Annotated in this window: 22 protein-coding genes; 9 read left to right on the plus strand and 13 right to left on the minus strand. The window is 70.2% G+C overall.

Annotated elements, in window-relative coordinates:
* Window positions 1-84: 84 nt before the first annotated feature.
* On the plus strand, window positions 85-837 hold the full coding sequence (locus tag RC2_RS07485) for a DUF3109 family protein (RefSeq protein WP_068146093.1): 753 nt from the start codon (window positions 85-87) through the stop codon (window positions 835-837).
* 22 nt (window positions 838-859) lie between these two features.
* Here the strand turns inward: RC2_RS07485 and RC2_RS07490 are convergent, their stop codons facing one another.
* The 8 genes from RC2_RS07490 to RC2_RS07525 all read right to left on the minus strand — a co-directional run bounded on the left by RC2_RS07490 (window position 860) and on the right by RC2_RS07525 (window position 9,904).
* Complete coding sequence (locus RC2_RS07490; RefSeq protein WP_068145896.1) at window positions 860-1,543, minus strand: winged helix-turn-helix domain-containing protein; 684 nt, start codon at window positions 1,541-1,543, stop codon at window positions 860-862.
* A 16-nt stretch (window positions 1,544-1,559) separates the two neighbouring features.
* Window positions 1,560-2,720 (minus strand): sensor histidine kinase, encoded by a 1,161-nt coding sequence (locus RC2_RS07495; protein ID WP_068145893.1) that lies wholly within the window; start codon window positions 2,718-2,720, stop codon window positions 1,560-1,562.
* 105 nt (window positions 2,721-2,825) lie between these two features.
* Complete coding sequence (locus tag RC2_RS07500; protein WP_068145891.1) at window positions 2,826-3,581, minus strand: phosphoglyceromutase; 756 nt, start codon at window positions 3,579-3,581, stop codon at window positions 2,826-2,828.
* Between the two features lie 52 nt (window positions 3,582-3,633).
* Window positions 3,634-5,094 carry a carboxylesterase/lipase family protein gene (locus RC2_RS07505; protein ID WP_068145888.1) on the minus strand — a complete coding sequence of 487 codons (1,461 nt, stop codon included), beginning with the start codon at window positions 5,092-5,094 and terminating at the stop codon, window positions 3,634-3,636.
* Between the two features lie 209 nt (window positions 5,095-5,303).
* On the minus strand, window positions 5,304-6,899 hold the full coding sequence (locus tag RC2_RS07510) for an AMP-binding protein (RefSeq protein WP_068145885.1): 1,596 nt from the start codon (window positions 6,897-6,899) through the stop codon (window positions 5,304-5,306).
* A gap of 151 nt (window positions 6,900-7,050) precedes the next feature.
* Window positions 7,051-7,659 carry a type III secretion system chaperone family protein gene (locus RC2_RS07515; protein WP_082895384.1) on the minus strand — a complete coding sequence of 203 codons (609 nt, stop codon included), beginning with the start codon at window positions 7,657-7,659 and terminating at the stop codon, window positions 7,051-7,053.
* Window positions 7,656-9,002, minus strand: a complete 1,347-nt coding sequence (gene mshA / locus RC2_RS07520) for a D-inositol-3-phosphate glycosyltransferase (RefSeq protein WP_068145881.1) — start codon at window positions 9,000-9,002, stop codon at window positions 7,656-7,658. Before mshA ends, RC2_RS07515 begins: the two co-directional genes overlap by 4 nt.
* Before the next feature lie 71 nt (window positions 9,003-9,073).
* Entirely contained in the window at window positions 9,074-9,904 is an 831-nt protein-coding gene (locus RC2_RS07525) for an alpha/beta fold hydrolase (RefSeq protein WP_068145879.1), read from the minus strand.
* 122 nt (window positions 9,905-10,026) lie between these two features.
* Between RC2_RS07525 and RC2_RS07530 the strand changes: the two genes are divergently transcribed.
* Window positions 10,027-11,250, plus strand: a complete 1,224-nt coding sequence (locus tag RC2_RS07530; protein WP_068145876.1) for an alkane 1-monooxygenase — start codon at window positions 10,027-10,029, stop codon at window positions 11,248-11,250.
* Window position 11,251: 1 nt separating this feature from the next.
* Here RC2_RS07530 and RC2_RS07535 read toward each other — a convergent pair whose 3' ends face one another.
* Window positions 11,252-12,559: an ROK family transcriptional regulator gene (locus tag RC2_RS07535; protein ID WP_068145874.1), complete on the minus strand. Its 1,308-nt coding sequence runs from the start codon at window positions 12,557-12,559 to the stop codon at window positions 11,252-11,254.
* A gap of 305 nt (window positions 12,560-12,864) precedes the next feature.
* On the opposite strand from RC2_RS07535, the gene RC2_RS07540 reads away from it, so the two are divergent.
* A complete protein-coding gene (locus RC2_RS07540; RefSeq protein WP_068146085.1) occupies window positions 12,865-13,770 on the plus strand; it encodes a TauD/TfdA dioxygenase family protein in 906 nt (301 codons plus the stop codon).
* 20 nt (window positions 13,771-13,790) lie between these two features.
* Entirely contained in the window at window positions 13,791-14,558 is a 768-nt protein-coding gene (locus tag RC2_RS07545) for an SDR family NAD(P)-dependent oxidoreductase (RefSeq protein WP_068145871.1), read from the plus strand.
* Window positions 14,559-14,564: 6 nt separating this feature from the next.
* Here the strand turns inward: RC2_RS07545 and RC2_RS07550 are convergent, their stop codons facing one another.
* Both RC2_RS07550 and RC2_RS07555 read right to left on the minus strand, forming a co-directional pair.
* Window positions 14,565-15,749 (minus strand): L,D-transpeptidase, encoded by a 1,185-nt coding sequence (locus RC2_RS07550; RefSeq protein WP_442981462.1) that lies wholly within the window; start codon window positions 15,747-15,749, stop codon window positions 14,565-14,567.
* Window positions 15,750-15,780: 31 nt separating this feature from the next.
* A complete protein-coding gene (locus tag RC2_RS07555) occupies window positions 15,781-16,842 on the minus strand; it encodes a UDP-N-acetylmuramate dehydrogenase (RefSeq protein ID WP_245811013.1) in 1,062 nt (353 codons plus the stop codon).
* A gap of 88 nt (window positions 16,843-16,930) precedes the next feature.
* Here RC2_RS07555 and RC2_RS07560 point away from each other — a divergent pair, with 88 nt between their 5' ends.
* The 4 genes from RC2_RS07560 to RC2_RS07575 all read left to right on the plus strand — a co-directional run bounded on the left by RC2_RS07560 (window position 16,931) and on the right by RC2_RS07575 (window position 20,442).
* On the plus strand, window positions 16,931-18,499 hold the full coding sequence (locus RC2_RS07560) for an MBL fold metallo-hydrolase (protein WP_068145867.1): 1,569 nt from the start codon (window positions 16,931-16,933) through the stop codon (window positions 18,497-18,499).
* Window positions 18,500-18,533: 34 nt separating this feature from the next.
* Window positions 18,534-19,052, plus strand: a complete 519-nt coding sequence (locus RC2_RS07565; protein ID WP_068145864.1) for a DUF2505 domain-containing protein — start codon at window positions 18,534-18,536, stop codon at window positions 19,050-19,052.
* A gap of 100 nt (window positions 19,053-19,152) precedes the next feature.
* Window positions 19,153-19,656: a DUF2505 domain-containing protein gene (locus tag RC2_RS07570; protein ID WP_068145863.1), complete on the plus strand. Its 504-nt coding sequence runs from the start codon at window positions 19,153-19,155 to the stop codon at window positions 19,654-19,656.
* Window positions 19,657-19,659: 3 nt separating this feature from the next.
* Window positions 19,660-20,442, plus strand: a complete 783-nt coding sequence (locus RC2_RS07575) for a methylase (RefSeq protein ID WP_068145861.1) — start codon at window positions 19,660-19,662, stop codon at window positions 20,440-20,442.
* Window positions 20,443-20,461: 19 nt separating this feature from the next.
* Here RC2_RS07575 and RC2_RS07580 read toward each other — a convergent pair whose 3' ends face one another.
* Complete coding sequence (locus tag RC2_RS07580; protein ID WP_068146081.1) at window positions 20,462-21,037, minus strand: type IV toxin-antitoxin system AbiEi family antitoxin; 576 nt, start codon at window positions 21,035-21,037, stop codon at window positions 20,462-20,464.
* A 106-nt stretch (window positions 21,038-21,143) separates the two neighbouring features.
* On the opposite strand from RC2_RS07580, the gene RC2_RS07585 reads away from it, so the two are divergent.
* Entirely contained in the window at window positions 21,144-21,893 is a 750-nt protein-coding gene (locus RC2_RS07585; protein ID WP_139277310.1) for an LmeA family phospholipid-binding protein, read from the plus strand.
* Here the strand turns inward: RC2_RS07585 and deoC are convergent.
* Window positions 21,883-22,572, minus strand: coding sequence for a deoxyribose-phosphate aldolase (deoC, locus tag RC2_RS07590; RefSeq protein WP_068145855.1), 690 nt, complete (start codon window positions 22,570-22,572; stop codon window positions 21,883-21,885). The two genes, RC2_RS07585 and deoC, sit on opposite strands and share 11 nt — an antisense overlap.
* Window positions 22,573-22,612 lie beyond the last annotated feature (40 nt).

A 22,612-nucleotide genomic window follows, 5' to 3' on the forward strand; every position in this document is an offset into this window, starting at 1 on the left:
GCTCCGAAGGACGTCACCGAACGCCCGGCCGACGTGCTGGAACCGGTGGCGACGGCCAAGCTCGACCCGGCGCCCGAGGTGCCGATGGACTTCCCGCGCGAGTGGGTCGAGTTCACCGATCCCACCGATCCCGCCCACCTGGTGCGCGTGGACATGACGTGGTTGCTCTCGCGGTGGACGTGCGTGTTCGGCACCCCCGCCTGCCAGGGCACGGTGGCCGGGCGGCCCGACGACGGCTGCTGCTCGCACGGCGCGTTCCTCTCCGACGACGACGATCGGGCCAAGCTCGATCGGTCGGTCGCGATGCTGACGGAGGAGGACTGGCAGTTCTTCGAGAAGGGCCACGGCAAGAAGGGCTACACCGAGGTCGACGACCTCGAGGGCGAGCAGGCGGTGCGCACCCGGAAGTACAAGGACGCGTGCATCTTCCTCAACCGGCCGGGCTTCGCCGGTGGGATCGGCTGCGCGTTGCACCGCATGGCCCTGCGCACCGGCGTCGAGCCGCTCACCGTGAAGCCCGACGTCTGCTGGCAGTTGCCCGTTCGACGCACCCAGGACTGGGTCACCCGGCCCGACGGCGTCGAGATCCTGCAGACCGTGGTGGGCGAGTACGACCGGCGCGGCTGGGGCGAGGGCGGCGCCGACCTGTCCTGGTACTGCACCGGCTCCCCCGACGCGCACGTCGGCAGCAGGCCCGTGTGGCAGTCCTACGCTCCGGAACTCACCGAGCTCCTGGGCATCGACGTCTACACCGAGCTCGCCGCGCTGTGCCGCCGGCGGGAGGGGCTGGGCCTGATCGCCGTGCACCCCGCCACGCGCGAGGCCTCACGGACCTGAGCGGCCCTCGGCGCGGACCGGCTCACTCCTCGAGTTTGTAGCCCAGTCCGCGCACGGTGACCAGGTGGACCGGCTTGGCCGGGTCGGCCTCGATCTTCGAGCGGAGCCGCTTGACGTGCACGTCGAGCGTCTTGGTGTCGCCGACGTAGTCCGCACCCCAGACGCGGTCGATCAGCTGGCCACGCGTCAGGACGCGACCGGAGTTGCGCAGCAGGTACTCGAGCAGGTCGAACTCCTTGAGCGGGAGGGTGACCGTCTCACCGTTCACCTGCACCACGTGCCGCTCGACGTCCATCCGAACCGGGCCCGCGGACAGGACGGACGTGTCGTCGATCTCCTCGGTGTCGGCGCCGCGGCGCAGTACCGCCCGGATCCGCGCGATCAACTCGCGGGACGAGTACGGCTTGGTGACGTAGTCGTCGGCCCCGAGCTCGAGGCCGACCACCTTGTCGATCTCGCTGTCGCGGGCGGTGACCATGATGACCGGCACTCCCGAGCGGCTGCGCAGATGCTTGCAGACGTCCGTCCCGCTCATGCCGGGGAGCATCAGGTCGAGCAGGACGATGTCCGCCCCGGACCGATCGAACTCGGCCAGCGCGGACGGGCCGTCGCCGACCACCGTCGCCTCGAACCCCTCCTTGCGCAGCAGGAAGGCCAACGGATCGGCCAACGATTCCTCGTCTTCGACGATCAGCACACTCGTCACGGGATGTCCTTTGCGGTCATGACGGTTCTCCGTCGTCTTCGATGTGAGCGGGGATCAGCAGGGTGAAGGTGGACCCGGTGCCGGGCTTGCTCCACAGCTCGATGCGGCCGTTGTGGTTGGCCATGACGTGCTTGGCGATCGCGAGTCCGAGGCCAGTTCCCCCGGTCGCGCGCGACCGCGCCTTGTCGACGCGGAAGAAGCGCTCGAACACACGCTCCTGATGCTCCTTCGCGATCCCGATGCCGCGGTCCGTCACCGCCAACGCCACCATGCGCTGACCGTCGACGTCGCGCTGGGAGCGGGTGACCGTGACGGGCGCGCCCTGCGGTGAGTAGGCGATGGCGTTCTCCACCAGGTTCGACAGCGCCGTCACCAGGAGGGTCTGGTCGCCGAGGACCTCGAGCCCGCTGGGGTGATCGGTGGTGACGGTGATGCCCGCGGCCTGCGCCTTCAGCTCCGACCGGGCGAGGGCGTTGCGCACCACGGTGTCGACGTCGACCACCTCGAGGTCGGGCAGCTTCTCGGCGCCCTGCAGCCGGGAGAGGGAGATCAGTTCGCTGACCATGTTGCCGAGCCGCGTGGACTCGTCGAGCATGCGTTCGCCGAAGTGATGCACCGACGCCGGGTCGTCGGCCGATTCGAGCAGGGCCTCCGCCAGCAGGCCGATGGCCCCGACGGGGGTCTTGAGTTCGTGACTGACGTTGGCGACGAAGTCCCGACGCGTCGCCTCCATCCGCACCTGCTCGGAATCGTCGTCGGCGAACAGCACCACGAAGCGGCGGTCCTCGCGACTGAGCAACTGCGCCGTGCCGCGGACCGAGATGCCGGGCCGGCCCCGCTGATCGAGGACCGTGAGATCGACCTCGACGTCCTCCCCCGTCTCGAGGACACGGGTCGCGGCCTTCCAGGCGCGCTCGTCGAGCGACCGGGCCCGCACCAGTCCCAGCTCCTCCGCGCGCGGGTTGAACAGCACGACGTCGTGGAACTGGTCGACCACGGCGATGCCGCTCTGCGCGGCGAGGACGATGAGGTCGAGGACCTGCGACATCGTCAGCCCGTTCTCGCGCTTGATCCGCTGCGCACGCACGGACGTCAGATAGGGCACCAGCACGCCACCGACCAGGTAGCCACCGAACGCCGCGACGGCGACGAGGATGACGACGGTCGGGGTGTTCACGGGCGAATCGTACGGCGGTCGGAACGGGCGTCGTCGCACGGTGGGCCGGGTTTTCCCAACGTCACATCGCGTCCGACGCCCGTTCGCGCTGCGTTCACGTGGGGGCTACTTTCCGCCCTGGTTCGCCACGGCCGCCGCACCCGCTGCGGCGGCCTCCGGATCGAGATAGACGCCACCGGGCGTCGTCGGGACGAGCTTGTCGCCGGATTCGGTGAGGTCGTATCTCAGCGGGATGCCGGTGGGGATGTTCAGTGCGGCGATGTCGGCGTCGGAGATCTCGTCGAGGTACTTCACCAGCGCGCGCAGGGAGTTGCCGTGCGCCGCCACCATGACCGTGCGGCCCGCGCGGAGCTCGGGAACGATCGTCTCCTCGTAGTACGGGACGAACCGCTCGACGACGTCCTTCAGGCACTCGGTGAGCGGCACCGTCTCGAGGTCGGCGTAGCGGGGATCGGCGTCCTGGCTGTACTCGCTGCCGGCCTCGATGGGCGGGGGCGGGGTGTCGTAGCTGCGACGCCACAGCATGAACTGCTCGTCGCCGTACTTCTCCTTGGTCTCCGCCTTGTTCAACCCCTGCAGCGCACCGTAGTGACGCTCGTTGAGGCGCCAGTCCCGCACCACGGGGATCCAGTGCCGATCGGCCGCGTCGAGCGCGAGGTTCGCGGTGCTGATCGCGCGGCGCAGCAACGAGGTGTACAGCACGTCGGGCAGCACCCCGGCGTCCTTCAGCAGCTCGCCGGCGCGCCGCCCCTCGGCCTCGCCCTTCTCGGTCAGGCGCACGTCCTGCCACCCGGTGAACTGGTTGGACGCGTTCCATTCGCTCTCGCCGTGGCGCAGAAGGATCAGAGTTCCGATGCTCATGGGGTCAGTTTCTCACGACCGCCGCGCCGCCACGTCGTACCCGCGTGCGCGGTCACCGGACGCCGTCCCACACCTCCCGAGTCGCCGCGCGGGGATCGTCGACGGTCGTGCCGGGGAACATCTTCACCGTCCGGGCCGTGCCGTACCGCCCCCATCCCGGGTTGCCGGTGCGGACGAAGTCGACCCACGCGCGGTGCATCTCGTCGGCCAGCGTCTGCGGCGGCGTGGGACCGGTGATGCGGGCGGTCTCCGGCTTGTCCAGCACGTCGAACACGAAGGGCAGCTCCAGCGCGTGGCACGCCCCGAGATTCCCGTCGAACAGCGGTGAGCGCCAGGTGAACTCGTACACGTGCGCGGGGTGGGCCTCGGCGATCCGCACGGCCGGCATCCGGAAGAACCAGTCCGTCATGATCGCGATCATCAGCTCGCCCGGCGAGGCGTCCGGCACCTGCGCGCGGTAGACGTCCAGAGCCGCGGGGTCGAGCCGGTAGCCGGCGAGGATCGCCGCCAGGTAGTCCTCGGTGATGTGCGGGACGATGCCCGCCGGCACCAGGAAGAAGGCGTGCTCCTCGCTGGTGGTGCCGATCAGGATCTCCACCTCCGCACCCGCGCCGTCGGCGATGCGCGAGTACGGCTCCGCCGGCACGACGTCGCCGTCGACGTAGGGCTGGAACGCCATCGTCTTCAGCGCCAGCTCGCCCCACGCGCCGGACGCGGCCTCCGCCGCCACCCGGTCCGACAGCGACCGTTGCGCATCCAGCAGCGCGTCCACCGGGACGGATCCGAACCCGTCGATCGTGGGGTCCACCGACAGCGACGACGCGAGCGCCGCGGCCACCCGGGTCGCGGTCTCCTCCGCGATGACGTTGTGCCCGCCGCCGCTCTGCAGGATCGCGCGTCGGAACAGGCCGTCGGCGCGGGGCATCGCGAGCAGCGTGGCGACGCTCATCGCCCCCGCCGACTCGCCCGCCACCGTCACCTGCGACGGGTCGCCGCCGTACGCCGCGATGTGGTCGCGCACCCACTCGAGCGCCGCCACCTGATCGAGCAGACCGCGGTTGGCCGGCGCGCCCTCGATGCGCGCGAACCCGTCCACGCCGAGCCGATAATTGGTCACCACCGCCACCACTCCGTCGCGGGCGAACGCCGGCCCGTCGTAGGCCGGAACGGCGTTGCTGCCGTTGACGAACGCCCCGCCGTGGATCCACACGTACACCGGTGCCGATCCCGCGACGTCCGGGGTGTACACGGCGACGTTCAGGCACTCGTCACCCTCGACCACCGGCTCGCTGAGGATCTCGCTGGTCGGCGGCCGGTACCCGACCTTGGGCACCGTGGCGCCGTGGTCGAGCGCGTCGCGCACTCCATCCCACGACGGCGGCGCCGTGGGTGCCCGGAACCTGTTCGGCCCGAACGGCGCCGCCGCGTAGGGCACCCCGAGGAAGGCGGTGACACCGTTCTCGGTGCGTCCGCGTACCTGGCCCTGGGGTGTGTCGATCGTGGTCGTGTCCATGGCTCATTACTACCGTGCGATCGGCGACCTCGGGGGTGAGTCCGCTGGGACCGTCACGTCGCATCTCCCGACAGCCCGCCGCGCGCGAGTTCTTCCACACGATCGGGCCGAGATCCGCGATGTCGCGGAAACAGCCGCGATCGTGTGGGGAAACGCGCACCACCCCCGCCCGCAGGAGGCGGACGGGGGTGGTGAGAGAAATCGGGAATCTAGACGGTCTCGGCCGCCCGCAGATCCTTGCGCAGAATCTTGCCGGAGGCCGACTTCGGCACCGTGTCGATGAACTGCACGCGGCGAACCTTCTTGTGCGGCGCGACCTTCTCGGCGACGAAGGAGATGACGTCGTCCTCGGTGAGCGACGCGCCCTGCTGCAGCACGACGAAGGCCTTGGGCACCTCCTCGCCCTCCTCGTCGAGCACGCCGATGACGGCGGCGTCGGCGATGTCGGGGTGCGTGAGCAGCAGCGACTCGAGCTCGGCCGGCGGCACCTGGTAGCCCTTGTACTTGATGAGCTCCTTGAGGCGGTCGACGATGCTGACGTTGCCGTTGCCGTCCACGACGGCGATGTCGCCCGTGTGCAGGTAGCCGTCGGAGTCGAGGGTGTCGGCGGTGGCCTGCTCGTTGCGCAGGTAGCCGACCATGACGTTGGGTCCCTTGATCCACAGCTCGCCCGGCGCGCTGACCTCGGAGGACCCGGCCGCCGGGTAGGCGACCTCCTCCCCGGTGGCGGGATCGACGATCTTGTTCTCCGAGTTGGCCACGGCCGCACCGCAACTGCTCAGCGGGACGTCGTCGCCGTCGAACGGGATGGCGTGCGAGACGGGGCTCAGCTCGCTCATGCCGTAACCCTGGCGGACCTTGGTCTTGAGTCGCGTCGCGACGGCGTTGCCGAGGTTCTCGTCGAGGGCGGCGGCGCCGGAGAAGACGCAGCGGACGCTGGAGATGTCGTACTGCTCCACCAGCGGGTGCTTGGCCAGCGCGACGGCGACGGGCGGCGCGATGAAGAGGAAGGTGATCTTCTTCTCGGTGGTCAGGCGCAGGAACATCTCGAGGTCGAACTTCGGCATGGTGACCAGCGTCGCGCGGACCTTCAGGCCGAGGTTGAGCAGCACCGTCATGCCGTAGATGTGGAAGAACGGCAGGACGGCGAGCAGGACGTCGTCCCGGCCGGCGCCCATGCGTGGCTGGACCTGCGAGACGTTGGCGACGAGGTTCCGATGGGTGAGCATGACCCCCTTCGGACGCCCGGTGGTGCCCGAGGAGTACGGCAGCACGGCCAGGTGGGTGGCGGGGTCGAAGCTCACCTCGGGGGCCGAATTGCCCTCCGTCAGAAGGTCTTTCAGCGACTCGTGACCCTCGGCGCCGTCGAGCACGACGATCCGGTCGGCGGCGAGGCCGACCTGCTCGGCGGCGGCCTTCGCCTGCGGCAGCAGCGGCGACACCGTGAACAGCATCGTGGCCTCGGAGTCGGTGAGCTGCTTGGCGATGTCGTCCGCCGTGTAGAGCGCGTTGACCGTGGTGGCGACGGCGCCGGCGCGCAGGATGCCGTGGAAGACCGAGGCGAAGGCGGGCACGTTGGGCGAGTGCAGCGCGACGACGTCCCCGACCTTCACGCCGCGGGCGGCGAGAGCCCCGGCCACGAGGTCGATGTGGGCGACGAGGGTGCGGTAGTCGGTGACCGCGCCCGACGGCCCGTCGATCAGCGCAGGACGGGACAGGTCGTCCTCGGTCAGGTCGCCGAAGAGGAAGTCGTGAATGCTCTTCTCGGGGATCTCGACGTCGGGGTACGGGCTGCGGAAACTCATGGATCTCCTCGAAACGGCGCGGCAACGGGCGGAGCTCAGCTTACTGTGTACGACGGTCACACCAACCCGGGATTGCGCCCGTGTCGGTGACTGGTGTCACGTCCGCAGAGTAGCCGAGCCGTGTCCGATTCGGACGGCGATCAGTGCTCGCTCACCGCGGCGTCGGCCAGCCCCCGGTCGACTCCTGCGGCTCCACCAGGTGACGGAACGCCTCCAGGTTGTGCAGCGATTCGCCGCGGGAGACGCGCCACTCCCACTCACGGCGGATGGACGCGGCGAACCCGAGCTCGAGCAGGACGTTGAAGTCACCGTCGGCGGCCTCGAGCACCTGCCCGAGGACACGGTCGATCTCCTCCCCCGTCACCGCATGGGTGGACAGGCGACCGACCAGGTAGATGTCGCCGATCTTGTCGATCGTGTAGTGGACGCCGTACAGACGTCGGTTGCGCCGCAACAGGTATCGGTAGACACCCTCGAAGTTCTCGTCGGGCTTGCGGCACACGAACGCCTCGACGCGCACGCCGTGGTTCCCGACGGTGAGCAGCGTGGTGGTCTTCAGCTTCCGCTCGCCGGGCAGCTCCACGACGAACTCGGTGGCCGACGCTCGGTGGTGGTCCAACTCGCGGTCCGCGAGCACCTCGGCGATCAGTGCCGCCGTCCGCTCGATCCCGTCGGTCCGGTCGCTCGTTCCCTCGGCGGCACTCGTCCGATCGCTCGTTCCCTCGGCGGCACTCGTCCGGTCGCTCGTGTCCTCGCTCATCGTGCTCCCACCGATCCCGTTCGTCGCATCCTCCACAGCCCGCGCGGGCGGCGGGGGGAGAACTCTCCGGTCGGCCGGTCCACGCCGCCGGTGCGGCCGAACCGCCACGCCGCGCGCTCGTACGTCTCGAGCAGCCCGTCCGCGGTGTGGTCCCACGAGAAGTTCTGTGCGTGCCGTGAAGCATTCGACGCCAGGTGCCTGCGCAGATCGTCGTCGCGCAGCACCGAATCGAGGGCATCGGCCCACTGCGTGGCGTCGTGCCCGTCGACCAGCACCCCGGTCTCGCCGGACCGCACGGCCACACCGAGGCCACCGACGTTCGCGGCCACGACGGGGACGCCGCACGCCTGCGCCTCGATCGCGACGAGCCCGAAGGACTCCGAATAACTGGGCACGGCAACGAGATCCGACGCGCGGTAGACGTCGGCGAGGCGCTCCGGCGGCTGCGGAGGCAGGAAGGTCACGCGGTGCGCGATACCGAGGGAGCGCGTGAGTTCGATGAGGGAATCGGGACGCTCGAGACCGGTTCCCGACGGGCCCCCGACGACGAGCACGCGCAGCGGCCGTCCCGGATCGCGGTCGGCGAGTACCGCGGCGGCCGCGACGAGGACGTCGGGAGCCTTCAACGGTTGGATGCGACCGACGAACGTCACGACGACCTCGTCCTGCGACAGACCGAGTTTCGCGCGGGCGGCGCCCCGGTCACCGGGCGAGAACAGCGCGAGATCGGCTCCGGGCGCGACGATGTCCACGGTGTCCTCGTCGGCTCCGTAGGCGGCGATCAACGCCTGCTTCTCGTCGGCGGTGTTGGCGGTCAGGCGATCCGCCTCGGCGACCACCTGCCGTTCACCGATCTCCCGCGCCGCGGGTTCGGGGCGGTCACCCGCCGCCACCGACCGGTTCTTCACCGCGGCGAGCGTGTGGGCGGTGTGCACCAGCGGAACTCGCCACCGATCGCGCGCGAGCCACCCCACCTGACCGGACAGCCAGTAGTGCGAGTGGACGATGTCGTAGTACCCGGGCTCGTGCCGCGCCTCCTCGCGCAGCACACCGGCCGCGAACGCGCACAGCTGCGTCGGCAGGTCGTTCTTGTCCAGGCCCTCGAACGGGCCCGCCGCGACGTTGCGGACCAGCACGCCGTCGGCCGCCTCGACCACCGGCTCGTCGCGCGACGACGTCGCCCGCGTGAAGATCTCCACCTCCACGCCCCGCGCGGCCATGGCCTTCGCGGTGGCCAGGACGTAGACGTTCATGCCGCCGGCGTCCCCGGTTCCCGGCTGCGCCAGCGGAGACGTGTGCAGCGACAGCACGGCTACCCGGTCGGGACTGCGTCGGCGGACCACCGTTCCAGTGTGCCCTGTCCGGTTCCGGGGGACGCCACGGGCCGGTTCCGGGCGAGGAACGACCGACGGGGTCAGGGGCGGCCGAGTGCCCCGGTGAACGCCGTCGTCTCCGCCAGGAACCGGGCGGGGTCGGCCACGAACGGACCGTGGTCGGTGCCGTCCCACCACGACGTCGTGGCACCCGGAACGAGCGACGCGGTGTGGCGGCCCGAGGCGACGTCGACGACGGTGTCGGCCGTGCCGTGCAGGACCAGCGTCGGCACGTCGACGGCGCGCAGGGTCGCGTCGTGGTCGACGTCGCGGGCGAAGACCGCGGACCGGACCCGCGGACGGGTCGCGAGGGAGGTGCCGAACAGCGCCTGGGTGGCGACGCCGCTCGCGTCGGGACCGGTCAGGGCGGTGCCGAAGCTGCCGAGCGCGCGAATGGCCACGCGGGCGTCCTCGCTCATCGCGCCGGGGACGGCGGCCCGCATCGCCGTCCCGACCGTGCCGCCGGGCCTGCCGCGGCCTATCGAGGTGATGGCGCCGACGAACACGACGCCGGCGACGGCGGCGGTGCCGTGGACGGAGAGGTAGTCGCACAGCACGAGCCCGCCGTAGGACCACCCGAGCAGCACTGCGCCGGAGCGAACGCCTTCCTGCTGGAGGACCGCGTGCAGGTCGCCGGCCCAGAGGGCGCTGTCGTCGTACCCCGACTCGGGGGCGCCGGAATACCCGTGTCCGCGCAGGTCCACGGCGATGACGCGGTGGCGCTCGGCGAGGTTCGCGAGCAGCTCGTCACCCCAGCACGCGGAGTTCTGCGCCCACCCGTGCACCAACACCAGCGGCCGAGCCGCCGAGTCCCCGGACACTCGATACACCAGCGACGTGCCGTCGCGCCCGAACGCTTCCCGTATGGCCATGCCACCAACCTAAGGGGACGCCGATTGTGGGATCTCAGGAAGCCCGCCAGGGCGGGGCGACTCGTCGGTGCGAGGTCGTAACGTCGCGGACTGCACACGAATTTCGCAGGGGGTCTGTCGTCGTGACCGAGGTGCACCAGCGTTCCATCTCGCCGAAGACCGGTGAGTGGCGCGATCTGAACCGGTACTACTGGCCGTGGGCGCTCATCGCGCCGATGCTGCCGGCCATCGCGGTGGGGCTGGTCTACGGGCTGCAGTGGTGGGCTCCGGACGTCTCCCAGATCGCGTGGTGGGCCGGGCCGATCTTCCTCTACGTCATCGTGCCCATCGCGGATCGCCTCGTGGTGCCGTTCGACGAGAACCCTCCCGAGGATCTGGTGGAGTCCCTCGAGGCCGACTTCTGGTACCGCGGGTGCGTCTACGCCTACATCCCCATGCAGTTCTTCGGGGTGATCTTCTCGAGTTATCTGCTCACGGCGGACAACCTCACCTGGCTGGGCCTCGAGGACGGGCTGCCGACGGTGTCGAAGATCGGCCTGGCCCTGACGGTCGGCCTGGTCGGCGGCATCGGGATCAACACCGCCCACGAGCTGGGCCACAAGCGGATCGACTACGAACGCTGGCTCTCGCGCATCGTGCTCTCCCAGACCTTCTACGGGCACTTCTACGTCGAGCACAACCGTGGCCACCACGTGCGGGTGGCCACGCCCGAGGACCCGGCGTCGTCCCGACTCGGCGAGACCCTCTGGCGGTTCTACCCGCGCTCGATCGTCGGCGGTTTCCGGTCCGGCTGGACGCTGGAGAAGGAACGCCTCGCGCGCGAGGGCAAGCGCACGATCTCGTGGTCGAACCAGAACCTCACCGCGTGGCTCATGAGCACGGTGCTGTGGGCCGCTCTGTGCGCGATCTTCGGGCTCGACCTGCTGCCGTTCCTCGTGCTGCAGGCGGTGTACGGCATCTCGTTGCTCGAATCGGTCAACTACCTCGAGCACTACGGCCTGCTCCGCCGGACCAAGGAGAACGGCCGCTACGAGCGGTGCACCCCGGAGCACAGCTGGAACAGCGACTACGCCGTCTCGGACATCTTCCTGTACCACCTGCAGCGGCACAGCGATCACCACGCCAATCCCACCCGCCGCTACCAGGTGCTGCGCAGCATGCCGGAATCGCCGCAGCTCCCCGCCGGCTACGCGCCGTTGATCCTGGTGGCGTACTTCCCCCCGCTGTGGCGGGCGTTGATGGACCGCCGGGTGGTGGCGCACTACGACGGCGACGTCACCCGCGCCAACATCCAGCCCGGCAAGCGGGAGAAGTACCTGCGCGCCTTCCCGCCCGCCGGGGCCTGAGTCAGGCGCCCGCCCCGATCTTGCGCATCGTCCCCACCGGGTCGGCGTAGATCGGCCCCAGCGACACGGCCGCGGCGGCGTAGTCCTGCACCCGTTTGCCGAAGGCGGTGACTCTGATCGATCCCCTCGTCGATCCCCTCGTCGATCCCGTCGCGGCCAGGGCGCTGTGCCGGACGAACGACGCCTCGACGCGCTCCATCGCGGGTGGGTACGCCGTGAACGCCTGACCGCCCACCTGCACGCTGTCGGGATTGAGGACGTCGTGCACCAGGGCGAGGGCCCGGCCCAGCGCGTCCGCGCGCTCGTCGAGCACCTGCTGCGCCGCCGACACGCCGGTGCGCGCCGCCAGGTACACGGCGGCGACGGACCGCTCCGACGCCGGCAGGACCCCCGCGCGTCGGGCCGCGGCGACGATCGCCCGGTCGCTGACCGTGGCGTCGAGGCATCCCGTCCGGCCGCAATCGCACACCGCCGACGATCCCGTCGGCAGGTGCGCGACCGAGCCGGGCCCGCCCGACGGCGTGTGCACCCGCCCGTCGATGCTGATGGCCAGGCCGCTGGTCTCGCGCGCGTAGAAGTACAGGGAGGTACCGCTCTCGCGGGCCGGTCCGCCCGGCCCGCCCAGCAGCAACTCCGAGGCCGCCATGGCCTCGACGTGGGGTGCGACGGAGACGACGCTGCCGAGCCGCTCGCCGAAGGCAGCGCCGACGGGGGCCTGCGTCCAGCCGAGCCTCGGGTGGTCCACCGTTCCGGTCCGGGTGTCCACCCGGCCGCCGATGGCCACACCGACCAGCAGGATGCGCCGCCGATGCCAGCGTCCGACGAACGCCGCCGCACTCTCGGCGAGCGAACGCAACGCACCCGGGGCCGCGCCGGTGGGCGTCGCCACCTCCACGCCGCCGAGCACCACGCCGCGCAGGTCGACGGCGACGATGCGGGTGGTCGTGGCGCCGATGTGGATGCCGAGGGTGCACTGGCCCTCGTGGTCGACCTCGACGGGGATTCGCGGGCGACCGACGGCGCCGGCCGTGGACAGATCGGCGCGCTCACGGAGCAGGCCGGCCCCGATCAGCGCGGTGACGTGGCGGTTGACGGTCGCGGTGGAAATTCCGGTGTCGCCGACGATCACGTCGCGCGAGACGGGTCCACGCCGGACGACGGAGCGGAGGACGACGGATGCCGGCGCATCGGACACCCGCATCTCGGGAGCGATGACACGGGCGGGGCTGCGACGCAACGGGCGGGCGGCGGCGCCGGAACGGGTACGGAGCGACGCCGCGGAACGGGCGTGCACGGTCGGAACGGACATGGGTCCCTCGTCGGTACTGGAGGTGGACGGGCTGACAGGCCGGTCCACGACCGGCCACCGATGGCCGATCCGTACGCGAAGAGCGCGCGGTCAGGCCGAGAAGCCGCCGCGACAACACAGTTCACGAGCAAGGGGCAGGCGGGAGCCCAGCGCCGCGGTCACATAGGTGACCCGCGGTGCGGAGATCCGAGGCGCTGCCATGGAGCCGAAAGTAGCACCGACAGCGACGGACCGCAGAACGGCCGGTTGCACTCGAGGTGATTCCAACCGTCGACACCCCCGTGGTCGGCACCGATCATCACGCCATGGAGATCGTGAAGCTCGGCGCGAACATCGGCGCACGTATCGACGGTGTGACCGTGTCCGGAGACCTGCCCGACGACGTCGTCGACGCCGTGTACGGCGCGCTGCTCGAGCACGAGGTCGTGTTCTTTCGTGATCAACATCACGTCGACGAGCAGGTGCAGTACGCGTTCGCCGAACGGCTCGGCGTCCCGACCACTCCGCATCCGACGGTGCGCTCGCGGGGCGTACGGACGCTCGCCATCGACTCCACGTACGACAAGGCGAACAGCTGGCACACCGACGTCACCTTCGTCGATCGGATCCCCAAGGCGTCGATCCTGCGGCCGGTCGCCCTGCCGCCCTACGGCGGCACCACCACCTGGGCGTCGACCACCGCGGCCTACGAGCAGATGCCGCGCGCGCTGGCGGCCCTGGCCGACTCGCTGTGGGCCGTCCACACCAACGTCTTCGACTACGCGGCCACCGCGGCCGAGAACGCCGTCTCGCCCGAGGCCGCGCGGTACCGCCAGGAATTCCGCAGCGAGTACTTCGAGGTCGCCCACCCGGTGGTGCGCGTACACCCGGAGACCGGCAAGCGGTCCCTCGTCCTCGGACACTTCGCCAAGTCCTTCGAGGGTCTGTCCTCGAAGGAGTTCCGCGCGGTGTTCGACCTGATCCAGGACCGCGTCACCCGGCTCGAGAACACCGTCCGATGGTCCTGGCAGCTCGGCGACCTCGCGATCTGGGACAACCGCTCCACCCAGCACTACGCCGTGGCGGACTACGACGATCGGTACCGCCGCCTCGAGCGCATCACCCTCGCCGGCGACGTCCCGGTATCGGTGCACGGCGAGTACTCCCGCGTCGCCGCGGGCGACGCAACGGGGTACAGCAGCCTCCCGGGGCCGAACCGGCTCGCCGGCTGAGCCGTCCTACGCTGGAATCCATGACCGCACCGGACTCGACCACCCCCGACTCGACCACCCCCACCGCCGTCGTCACCGGCGCCAGCTCCGGCATCGGCGAAGCCACGGCCCGGAAGCTCGCAGCGGACGGCTATCACGTCGTCGTCGGCGCTCGTCGCGTCGATCGGCTCGAGACGTTGGCGAGCGAGATCGGCGGCACCGCCCTCGCGCTGGACGTCACCGACGACGACTCCGTGGCCGCGTTCGCCTCGGTTCTCCCGCGGGTCGACGTGCTGGTCAACAACGCGGGCGGCGCGAAGGGCCTCGCGCCCGTGGCCGACGCGGACCTCGACGACTGGCGCTGGATGTGGGAGACCAACGTGCTCGGCACGCTGCGGACGACGCGCGCCCTGCTGCCGAAGTTGATCGAGTCGGGCAACGGCCTGATCGTCTCCGTCACGTCGATCGCCGCCTTCGAGACGTACGACAACGGCGCCGGCTACACCTCCGCGAAGCACGCGCAGGGCGTGCTGCATCGCACCCTGCGCGGCGAGCTGCTGGGGCAGCCGGTTCGGCTGACCGAAATCGCGCCGGGCGCCGTCGAGACGGAGTTCTCGCTGGTGCGTTTCGACGGAGACGCCGACCGCGCCGCCAAGGTCTACCAGGGCATCGACCCGCTGGTCGCCGCCGACATCGCCGAGATCATCGGCTTCGTCGCGTCCCGACCGTCGCACGTCGATCTCGACACCATCGTCGTGCGGCCGCGCGATCAGGCGTCGGGCGGCCGCTTCGCCCGTCGGGAGTCCTGAGACCGGTCAGGCCAGCGCGCTCCACGACTGCCAGGTGGACCAGTCCACCGCCCAGTCGTAGATGTCGCCGTCGGCGGCCGACAGGTCGATCCGCGTGCCGCTGACCTCGACGGGGTCGCCGTACATCGCCATCTGGAAGTACGTCTGCGCGTCCTCCGTCGAGAGGTTGATACAGCCGTTGGTGACGTTCGACGAACCCTGCACGCCGGTGGTCAATGGGTTCGCGTGAATGAACTCGCCGTTGTTGGAGATCCGGGTGGCCCAGCGTTCCCGCACGTTCTCGTAGTACGGCGGGTTGGACATCAGGAAGTCCTCGTACTTCTCGGTGACCACGTGGACACCGCTGCGGGTGACGTTGCGGTCCTCGTTCCCCTGGCCGTAGCTCACCGGGATGTCCATCACGGTCTCGCCGTCGCGGACCACCTGCATGCGGTGGCTGGTCGCGTCGGCGATCACGCGCTGGTTGCGACCGATGGAGAAATCCAGCGTGACGTCGGAGTCACCGTAGGCACCGTCCCCGTACGAGAGCCCGTAGAACTTCGCGTCGACGTGCACGGCGGTACCCGGTGCCCAGTAGTTCTGCGGGCGCCAGTGCAGGCGGGAGCCCTGCTCGTCCGGCAACCAGGCCCACGATCCGACCGTCGGCGGCGTCGTGGTCACCGTGATCGCCTTCTCGACGGCGGCCTTGTCGGCGACGACGTCGTCGAACGTCAGGATGATCGGCGCCGCGACGCCGACGGTCTGACCGTCGCCGATGTTGGTGGACACGGACGTGGTCGACGACGGTTGCACGGTGGTCACCGTGCCCGCGACGGGCACCGTCTTGCCGTCGGTGCCCACGGCGGAGCCGGACCACGTGTACGTCGCGCCGTACCCGAGGGGCTCACCGACGGTGAACGTGGTGGACGACGGATCGAGCGAGCCGGTCACCGCGCGCCCGTCGGTGGTGGTGAGGGCGACGCCCTGCAGCGTCCCCTCGGTGACGGACACCGAGATGGGCGCCGTCGGTGCGACGTCCGTCGCGTCCGGTCCGGGCGTGTACGTCACCTGCGCGACGGGGGCAGCCTCGGTGGTCGGGGCAGCCGCCTGGCCGCCGCCGGACGAGCCACCCACGGTGCAGCCGGCCACGAGCGCGACGACGGCGAGCAGTGCCGCGATCACCGAAGCGACCGAGAAACGAATCCTGTTCACTCGGACCAGGATACCGCCGGGTACGACACGGTCAGTCCAGCGAGCAGTTGACCAGGCGGCATTCCGGGGTGAGCGTGATCCCGTACTTCTCCCGCACCCCGGCGCGCACGTGCGAGGCGAGCGCCACGACGTCGGCCGCCGTGGCGTCTCCCCGATTGGTGATCGCGAGGACGTGGCGGGTGGACAGCGTCGCCGTCCCGCGGCCGAAATCGGCGCCGTAGCCCCGGTGGAACCCGGCGTGCTCGATCAGCCACGCCGCACTCAGTTTGATGCCCTTCGGGTCCGTGAACTGCGGCGATCCGAGCGCCTCGGCGGGAACGGACTCGACGATGGGGTTGAGGAAGAAGGATCCGACGCTCCACGAGTCCTGGACGGCGACGTCCCACACCATGCCGCGGTCGGTCCGCAGAGCGACGACGGCGTCGCGGACCTCGCGGGCGGAGACACTGTCGCCGATGCGCACGCCGAGGCGCTCCGCGAGGGCCGCGTACCGGACCGGCGCGGACATCTCGCTGCGCTGGAACCGAAACGTGACATCCACCACCACGTAGCGATCGGTGTACTTGAATGCCGACGAGCGGTGCGATCCGAAGCCGCAGCGGGCGTTGTCCCAGACCTCGACCTCGCCGGTCTGCCGGTCGAGGACGGTCACCGTCTCGAGCCATTCCGACGTCGACGTTCCGTACGCGCCGACGTCCTGCACCGGAGTCCCACCGGCCGTGCCGGGGATGCCGGACAGCGCCTCGGGGCCGGCCAGACCGTGGTCGAGCGCCGTCCGGACCACGAGGTCCCACTCCACGCCGGCGTCGACGCGGACGCGGGTGTCGTCGACCTCGAGGCCCGTCGTCGCGATCCGCACGACGGTGCCGTCGAAACCCTCGTCGCCGACCAGGAGGTTCGACCCGCCGCCGAGCAGCAACATCGGCGTGCCCGCGGCGTCGGCCTCGCGGACCGCGCGGACCAACTCCGCGGACGTCGTGGCGGTGACGAGATGGCCGATCGGGCCACCGACCCGGATGGTGGTGAGGTCGCGGAAGCACACGGGATCGCCGGTGCTCGGGCCCGTCTCGAGAGGCGCGGTACTGCTGGTCACCGGTGAGACGGTACCCGGATGGTCGGGAGCATCGCACCGTCGCGCCTACCATGGAGAGGATTCAGCGTCAGCTCTTCGGGAGGATCACGTGCAGGTCACCAGCGTCGGACACGCCGGGTTCCACATCACGACAACGGCCGGAACCATTCTGTGCGATCCGTGGGTGAACCCCGCCTACTTCACGTCGTGGTTCCCGTTCCCGGACAACTCGCAGCTCGACTGGGACACCCTCGGCGACTGCGACTACCTGTACGTCTCGCACCTGCACAAGGACCACTTCGATCCGAAGCACCTGGCCGCGCACGTGAACAAGGACGCCGTGGTCCTCCTCCCCGACTACCCGGTGCCGGACCTGAAGACCGAACTCGAGAAGCTCGGCTTCCACACCTTCGTCGAGACCACCGACTCGGTGAAGCAGACGGTGTCCGGGCCGAAGGGCGAACTGGACATCATGATCGTCGCGTTGCGGGCGCCCGCCGACGGGCCCATCGGCGATTCCGGCCTGATCGTGAGCGACGGGGAGACCGTCGCGTTCAACATGAACGACGCCCGCCCGGTGGACCTGGACATGATCACCGAGGCCTTCGGCCACGTCGACGTCCACATGCTGCAGTACTCCGGCGCCATCTGGTACCCGATGGTCTACGACATGCCGCAACGAGCCAAGGATGCGTTCGGCACGCAGAAGCGGCAGCGGCAGATGGATCGGTGCCGCCAGTACATCGAGCAGGTCGGCGCCACCTGGGTCATTCCGTCCGCCGGCCCGCCCTGCTTTCTCGACGACGAGCTGCGCGGCCTCAACGACGTCTACGACGACCCGGCCAACATCTTCCCCGACCAGATGGTCTTCCTCGACCAGATGCGTCGCCACGGCCACGACGGTGTCGAGAAGCCGGGGCAGGGCCTGCTGATGATGCCCGGCACCACCGCCGACTTCACCGGCTCCGAGCTGAACGAACTGGTCCACCCGCTGCCCACCGACGAGGTGGAAGCAATCTTCACCACCGGCAAGGCCGACTACATCGAGGCCTACGCGCAGCGTCAGGCCGACGTGATCGCCGCCGAGAAAGCCGCGTGGGCGCCCGCCGAGGGCGAACCGCTGCTCGGCCCGCTGCGCGAGCTGTTCGAGCCGATCATGGCCCAGACCGACCAGATCTGCGACGGCATCGGGTATCCGGTGGAGTTGGCCCTGGGCGGCGAGACCGTCGTGCTCGACTTCCCCAAGCGCATCGTGCGCGAGCCCATCCAGAACGAGAAGTTCCGCTACTCGTTCGAGATCCCCGCCGAGCTCGTCCGCACCGTCCTGCGCGACGACGAGCCGGACTGGGTCAACTCGATCTTCCTGTCCACCCGGTTCCGGGCCAAGCGGGTCGGCGGCTACAACGAGTTCCTCTACACGTTCTTCAAGTGCCTCACCGACGAGCGCATCGCCTACGCCGACGGCTGGTTCGCCGAGGCGCACGACGACTCGGCCACGATCGTCAAGGACGGCTGGGAGATCCAGCGTCGGTGCCCGCACCTCAAGGCGGATCTGGGCAAGTTCGGTGTCATCGAGGGAAATACCCTGACCTGCAACTTGCATGGCTGGGACTGGAACCTCGAGACAGGGAAGTGCCTGACCTCCAAGGGCCACGAACTGCGGTCGCAGAAGGTCTGATCCGCCCGGCAGACCGACGCGCTAATCTCACCGAATGCCACGCAAGTTCGACCACACCGTCCCGTCTCCGCTCTCCGCCGCGCAGGTGCATGCCGCGCTGACCACCGAGGGGTACTGGCAGGCCCGGCTGGACGCGATCGGTGGGCCGAAGGCGACGCTCGACGAGGTGGTCGTGAAGGGCGACTCCCCCGACACGCGCACGGTGCGGGCGGCGATGACGCAGGCCATCGCCGAGGAGTTCCTGCCCAGCGCGCTCACCAGCATTCGGTCCGGCGATCTGGTGATCCATCGCGTCGAGTCGTGGGGGTCGCTGGACGCGCAGGGGGCGGCCGGGCGGTTCGAGGCCAAGGTCGAGGGCGCTCCGGCCACCATCACGGGCACGCTGACCCTGTCGACGACGGAGTCGGGATGCACCATGACCGCGACGGGCGCCGCGGAGGTCAAGGTCCCCTTCATCGGCGGAAAGATCGAATCCGCGGTGATCGAGCACATCCTCGCCCTCATCGACGCCGAGCAGGAATTCACCGACACCTGGGCTCCCGAGCACACCTGATCGGTCGGGCCGTCGCGGCCCGGGCTTTCCGTACTGCCGACACCGACCTGCACACCGTCGAGTTCCGCACCCCCACCGGCCACCGGTAGCCTTGCCGCTCATGGCACGTCGCATGAACTACTCCGCACGTCTCCCGTTCACCACCGAGCAGGTGTACGGAGCGTTGACGTCGCAGAGCTACTGGGACGCGATCGTCGAGGAGTTGCGCAAGTACTCCGAGAACGAGATGACGTCGTTCACGGTGTCGGATGCCGGCATCGACGTGACGATGCGCCACATCATTCCGCGCCACACACTGCCGGACATCGCGCAGACCGTGATGAAGAAGGACATGGTCATCACGCGCAACATCCACCACGATGCCTTCGGCGAGACCACGTCGGGGAAGTACGACGCGTCGATCCCCGCCGGGCCCGGGTCGCTCACCGGGGTCACCGAGCTGTTCCCGACGGAGACCGGGTCGACCCTGCGCACCACCAGCGAGGCCAAGGTCTACATCCCGTTCGTCGGCGGCAAGCTCGAGCAGCTCATGCTGGTCAACCTGCGTGACCTGTGGAGCGGCGAAGCCGAGGTCACGCACGACTGGCTGAAGAAGAACGCCTGACCCGTGCCCGGCGCCGGGTCCGGCCCGCAGGGTGTCGTCACCCGCGGCACCACCAACATCAACCGGCTCCGACGGAGCGACCGACGGCTGATCCACCACCCGACCGTCCGAGCACTGTTGCGCGCGCCTGCGCACCCCCTGGTGGTCGACCTCGGCTACGGCGCCAGCCCGGTCACCACGGTGGAACTCGCCCAGCGGCTCCGGACCGTCCGACGGGACGTCGACGTCGTCGGGCTCGAGATCGACCCCGGTCGAGTGGTGCCGGACCGCGACGGTGTGCGCTTCCGGCACGGTGGGTTCGAGCTCGCCGGACTGCGCCCGCACCTGGTCCGCGCGTTCAACGTCCTGCGCCAGTACCCGGAGGACGCGGTGGCCGACGCGTGGGGGCGGGTGACGTCGTCGCTCGCGGAGGGCGGGCTGCTCGTCGACGGCACGTGCGACGAGCTCGGCCGCCGGGCTGCCTGGGTCACCGTGGGCGCGGACGGGCCGCGATCGCTCACGCTGGCGTGGGATCCGTTCGATCTGCCTCGCCCCTCCGACATCGCGGAGCGGCTACCGAAGGCCCTGATCCACCGCAACGTTCCCGGCGAGCGCATCCACGACGTCCTGCTCCGCGCCGATCGCGCGTGGGACATCGCGGCTCCCCTCGCCGTCTACGGTCCGCGGGTGCGCTGGCGTCACGCGGCCGAGCTGTTGGCTCAGCAGGGGCTGCCGCTGCGACCGTTCCGTCGGCGATTGCGCGACAACGTGCTCGAACTGCCCTGGTCGGCGGTGGCACCGGCGTAGGCCGACCCCCGTCGACGCTCTACCGCAGCGAGGCCTCCACCCGATCCCGCACGCGGTCCCCGGCCTCCTCCGCGCGGGAACGCAGGATCGCGGGGTCGAGTCGCCCGAGCATCAACCCGTCGGCCACCACCTCGTCGAGGGTGAACTGGGAGATGCCACCGGCGGCGAGATCGAGCACCGTGCGGGTGGGGGTGGTCATCCGGAAGGTGCCGGTGCACTCGATGTCGTCGCCGACCAGTCGGCCGCGGTGCAGGGCGAGACGCTGATCGTGCGGACCGGCGGTGCCCGCGACCCGGACGTGGACGAACTGCGGGTGCAGGCTGCCCATCCCGTGCAGTTCGGACGCGCTCTGGTGCGAGATGACGGCGGAGGCGCCGAGCCAGGCGCACCACTTGGAGAACTCCTCGAACGCGTGCCGCGGCCAGTCCGCCACGCGCAGCAGGTCGGCCTCGACCACCGTCCAGGACCCCTCGCTCACGCGGGCGGCGATGTCGGCCGAGCGGTAGCCGGCATCGAGCGCCTGAGCACGGGTGAAGAACCCGTCCTGCTCCGTCACGAGGCAGTCGAGCCGCTCCACCACGTCGTCTCCGGACATGGTCACAGACTACCCGCGATGTGTCGCCTGTCACAGCGCAGGGCCCACCCCGTGTGGTCGTGTCACCCATCCCGTCCTCAGAGTTGCCACACCAACGTCCCGCACAATGGTCCGCATGACGACTTCCGCTCCCCGGCGACGCTCCCGGCTCCCCCTCGTCGCCGCCGTGGTGGTGATCGCCTTGGTCGCCGCTCTGATCGGCGGCGAGGTGTACGCCCGCAACCGCGTGAGCCAGTGCCTCGCGACGCAGTTCCAGAACGACCTGGGTTCCAAGGTCGACGTCGACCTCGGCTGGCAACCGGTGTTGCTGTCGCTGGTGACGAAGTCCTTCTCGTCCGTCGACATCTCGAGCGACGACTCCCGCTTCGGACCGGCGCAGGACATGCAGGTTCGGGCGACCGTGAACGACGTCGACCTCGAGACGTCGGAGACGTCCGGCGGCACCATCGGGTCCTCGACCGCGGACGTCGTCTGGTCCACCGACGGCATCCTCGCGACGCTGCAGCAGCAAGGCATCGGTTCCGTGGTCTCGGGCGTCACCGCCGACCCCGGCGCCGGAACGCTGCGGTTCGACATCGTCGGTGGCCTCGCGGCGCTGACCGTCCAGCCCACCGTGTCCGGCGACACCATCGACGTCCGGACCACGGACGCGTCGATCCTCGGCATCGGCATCCCGACGGATCTGGCGGACAGCGTCGTCGGGATCCTCACCGACAGCCTGACCACGTTCCCGCTGGGCATGACGCCGGACACCCTGACCGTCACCGACACCGGGATCGAGCTGACCCTCTCCGGCGGGCAGTATCGGATCCCGCCGGCGCAGGCGGACAGCGGCGAGCAGGCGCTCAGCTGCTGACGGGGAAGCCGTCCAGCACCGCGCGGGTACCCGAGAGCCCGAGCCGGGTCGCGCCGGCCTCGATCATCGCGCGCGCGGTGTCGGCGTCGCGGATTCCGCCGGACGCCTTGACGCCGAGGCGTCCCCCGACGGTCTCGGCCATGAGTTCGACGGCCCGGACCGACGCCCCGCCGGCGGGATGGAAGCCGGTGGAGGTCTTGACGAAGTTCGCGCCCCCGCGCTCGGCGGCGCGGCAGCACTCGACGACGGCGGTCTCGCCCTGCGGTGACGCGAGCAGCGCCGCCGACTCGATGATGACCTTGAGGACGGCGGTGTCGCCCATGGCCTCACGCACGGTGATCACGTCGGCCAGCACGGCGTTCCAGTCCCCGGCGACGGCGGCGCCGACGTCGATGACCATGTCCACCTCGGCGGCGCCCTGCTGCACCGCCAGCCGCGCCTCCGATCCCTTGATCAGCGAGTGATGCTTGCCGGACGGGAAGCCGGCGACGACGGCGACCACCAGGTCACCGGTGTTCCGGAGGGGCAGCATCGACGGCGACACGCACACCGCCAGCACGCCGAGCTCGGTGGCCTCGGCGACCAACTCCCGCACGTCGGCGTCGGTGGCCTCGGGCTTGAGGAGGGTGTGATCGACCAGGCGGGCAACGGCGTCGCGGGTGAGCTCCATGGTCGCCATGCTCGCATGCGACCGGTGCGAGACTGCCTCGCGCTCGGTG

Source organism: Rhodococcoides corynebacterioides NBRC 14404 (assembly GCF_001894765.1).
Classification (GTDB): Bacteria; Actinomycetota; Actinomycetes; order Mycobacteriales; family Mycobacteriaceae; genus Rhodococcoides; species Rhodococcoides corynebacterioides.

Excerpts from the sequence above, each read along its gene's own strand:
- RC2_RS07485 (WP_068146093.1), top strand. The coding sequence starts at position 85 with ATGGACTTCCCGCGCGAGTGGGTCGAGTTCACCGATCCCACCGATCCC.
- RC2_RS07500 (WP_068145891.1), bottom strand. The coding sequence starts at position 3,581 with ATGAGCATCGGAACTCTGATCCTTCTGCGCCACGGCGAGAGCGAATGG.
- RC2_RS07505 (WP_068145888.1), bottom strand. The coding sequence starts at position 5,094 with ATGGACACGACCACGATCGACACACCCCAGGGCCAGGTACGCGGACGC.
- RC2_RS07510 (WP_068145885.1), bottom strand. The coding sequence starts at position 6,899 with ATGAGTTTCCGCAGCCCGTACCCCGACGTCGAGATCCCCGAGAAGAGC.
- RC2_RS07515 (WP_082895384.1), bottom strand. The coding sequence starts at position 7,659 with ATGAGCGAGGACACGAGCGACCGGACGAGTGCCGCCGAGGGAACGAGC.
- RC2_RS07525 (WP_068145879.1), bottom strand. The coding sequence starts at position 9,904 with ATGGCCATACGGGAAGCGTTCGGGCGCGACGGCACGTCGCTGGTGTAT.
- RC2_RS07535 (WP_068145874.1), bottom strand. The coding sequence starts at position 12,559 with ATGTCCGTTCCGACCGTGCACGCCCGTTCCGCGGCGTCGCTCCGTACC.
- RC2_RS07540 (WP_068146085.1), top strand. The coding sequence starts at position 12,865 with ATGGAGATCGTGAAGCTCGGCGCGAACATCGGCGCACGTATCGACGGT.
- RC2_RS07545 (WP_068145871.1), top strand. The coding sequence starts at position 13,791 with ATGACCGCACCGGACTCGACCACCCCCGACTCGACCACCCCCACCGCC.
- RC2_RS07565 (WP_068145864.1), top strand. The coding sequence starts at position 18,534 with ATGCCACGCAAGTTCGACCACACCGTCCCGTCTCCGCTCTCCGCCGCG.
- RC2_RS07570 (WP_068145863.1), top strand. The coding sequence starts at position 19,153 with ATGGCACGTCGCATGAACTACTCCGCACGTCTCCCGTTCACCACCGAG.
- RC2_RS07580 (WP_068146081.1), bottom strand. The coding sequence starts at position 21,037 with ATGTCCGGAGACGACGTGGTGGAGCGGCTCGACTGCCTCGTGACGGAG.
- RC2_RS07585 (WP_139277310.1), top strand. The coding sequence starts at position 21,144 with ATGGTCCGCATGACGACTTCCGCTCCCCGGCGACGCTCCCGGCTCCCC.
- deoC (WP_068145855.1), bottom strand. The coding sequence starts at position 22,572 with ATGGCGACCATGGAGCTCACCCGCGACGCCGTTGCCCGCCTGGTCGAT.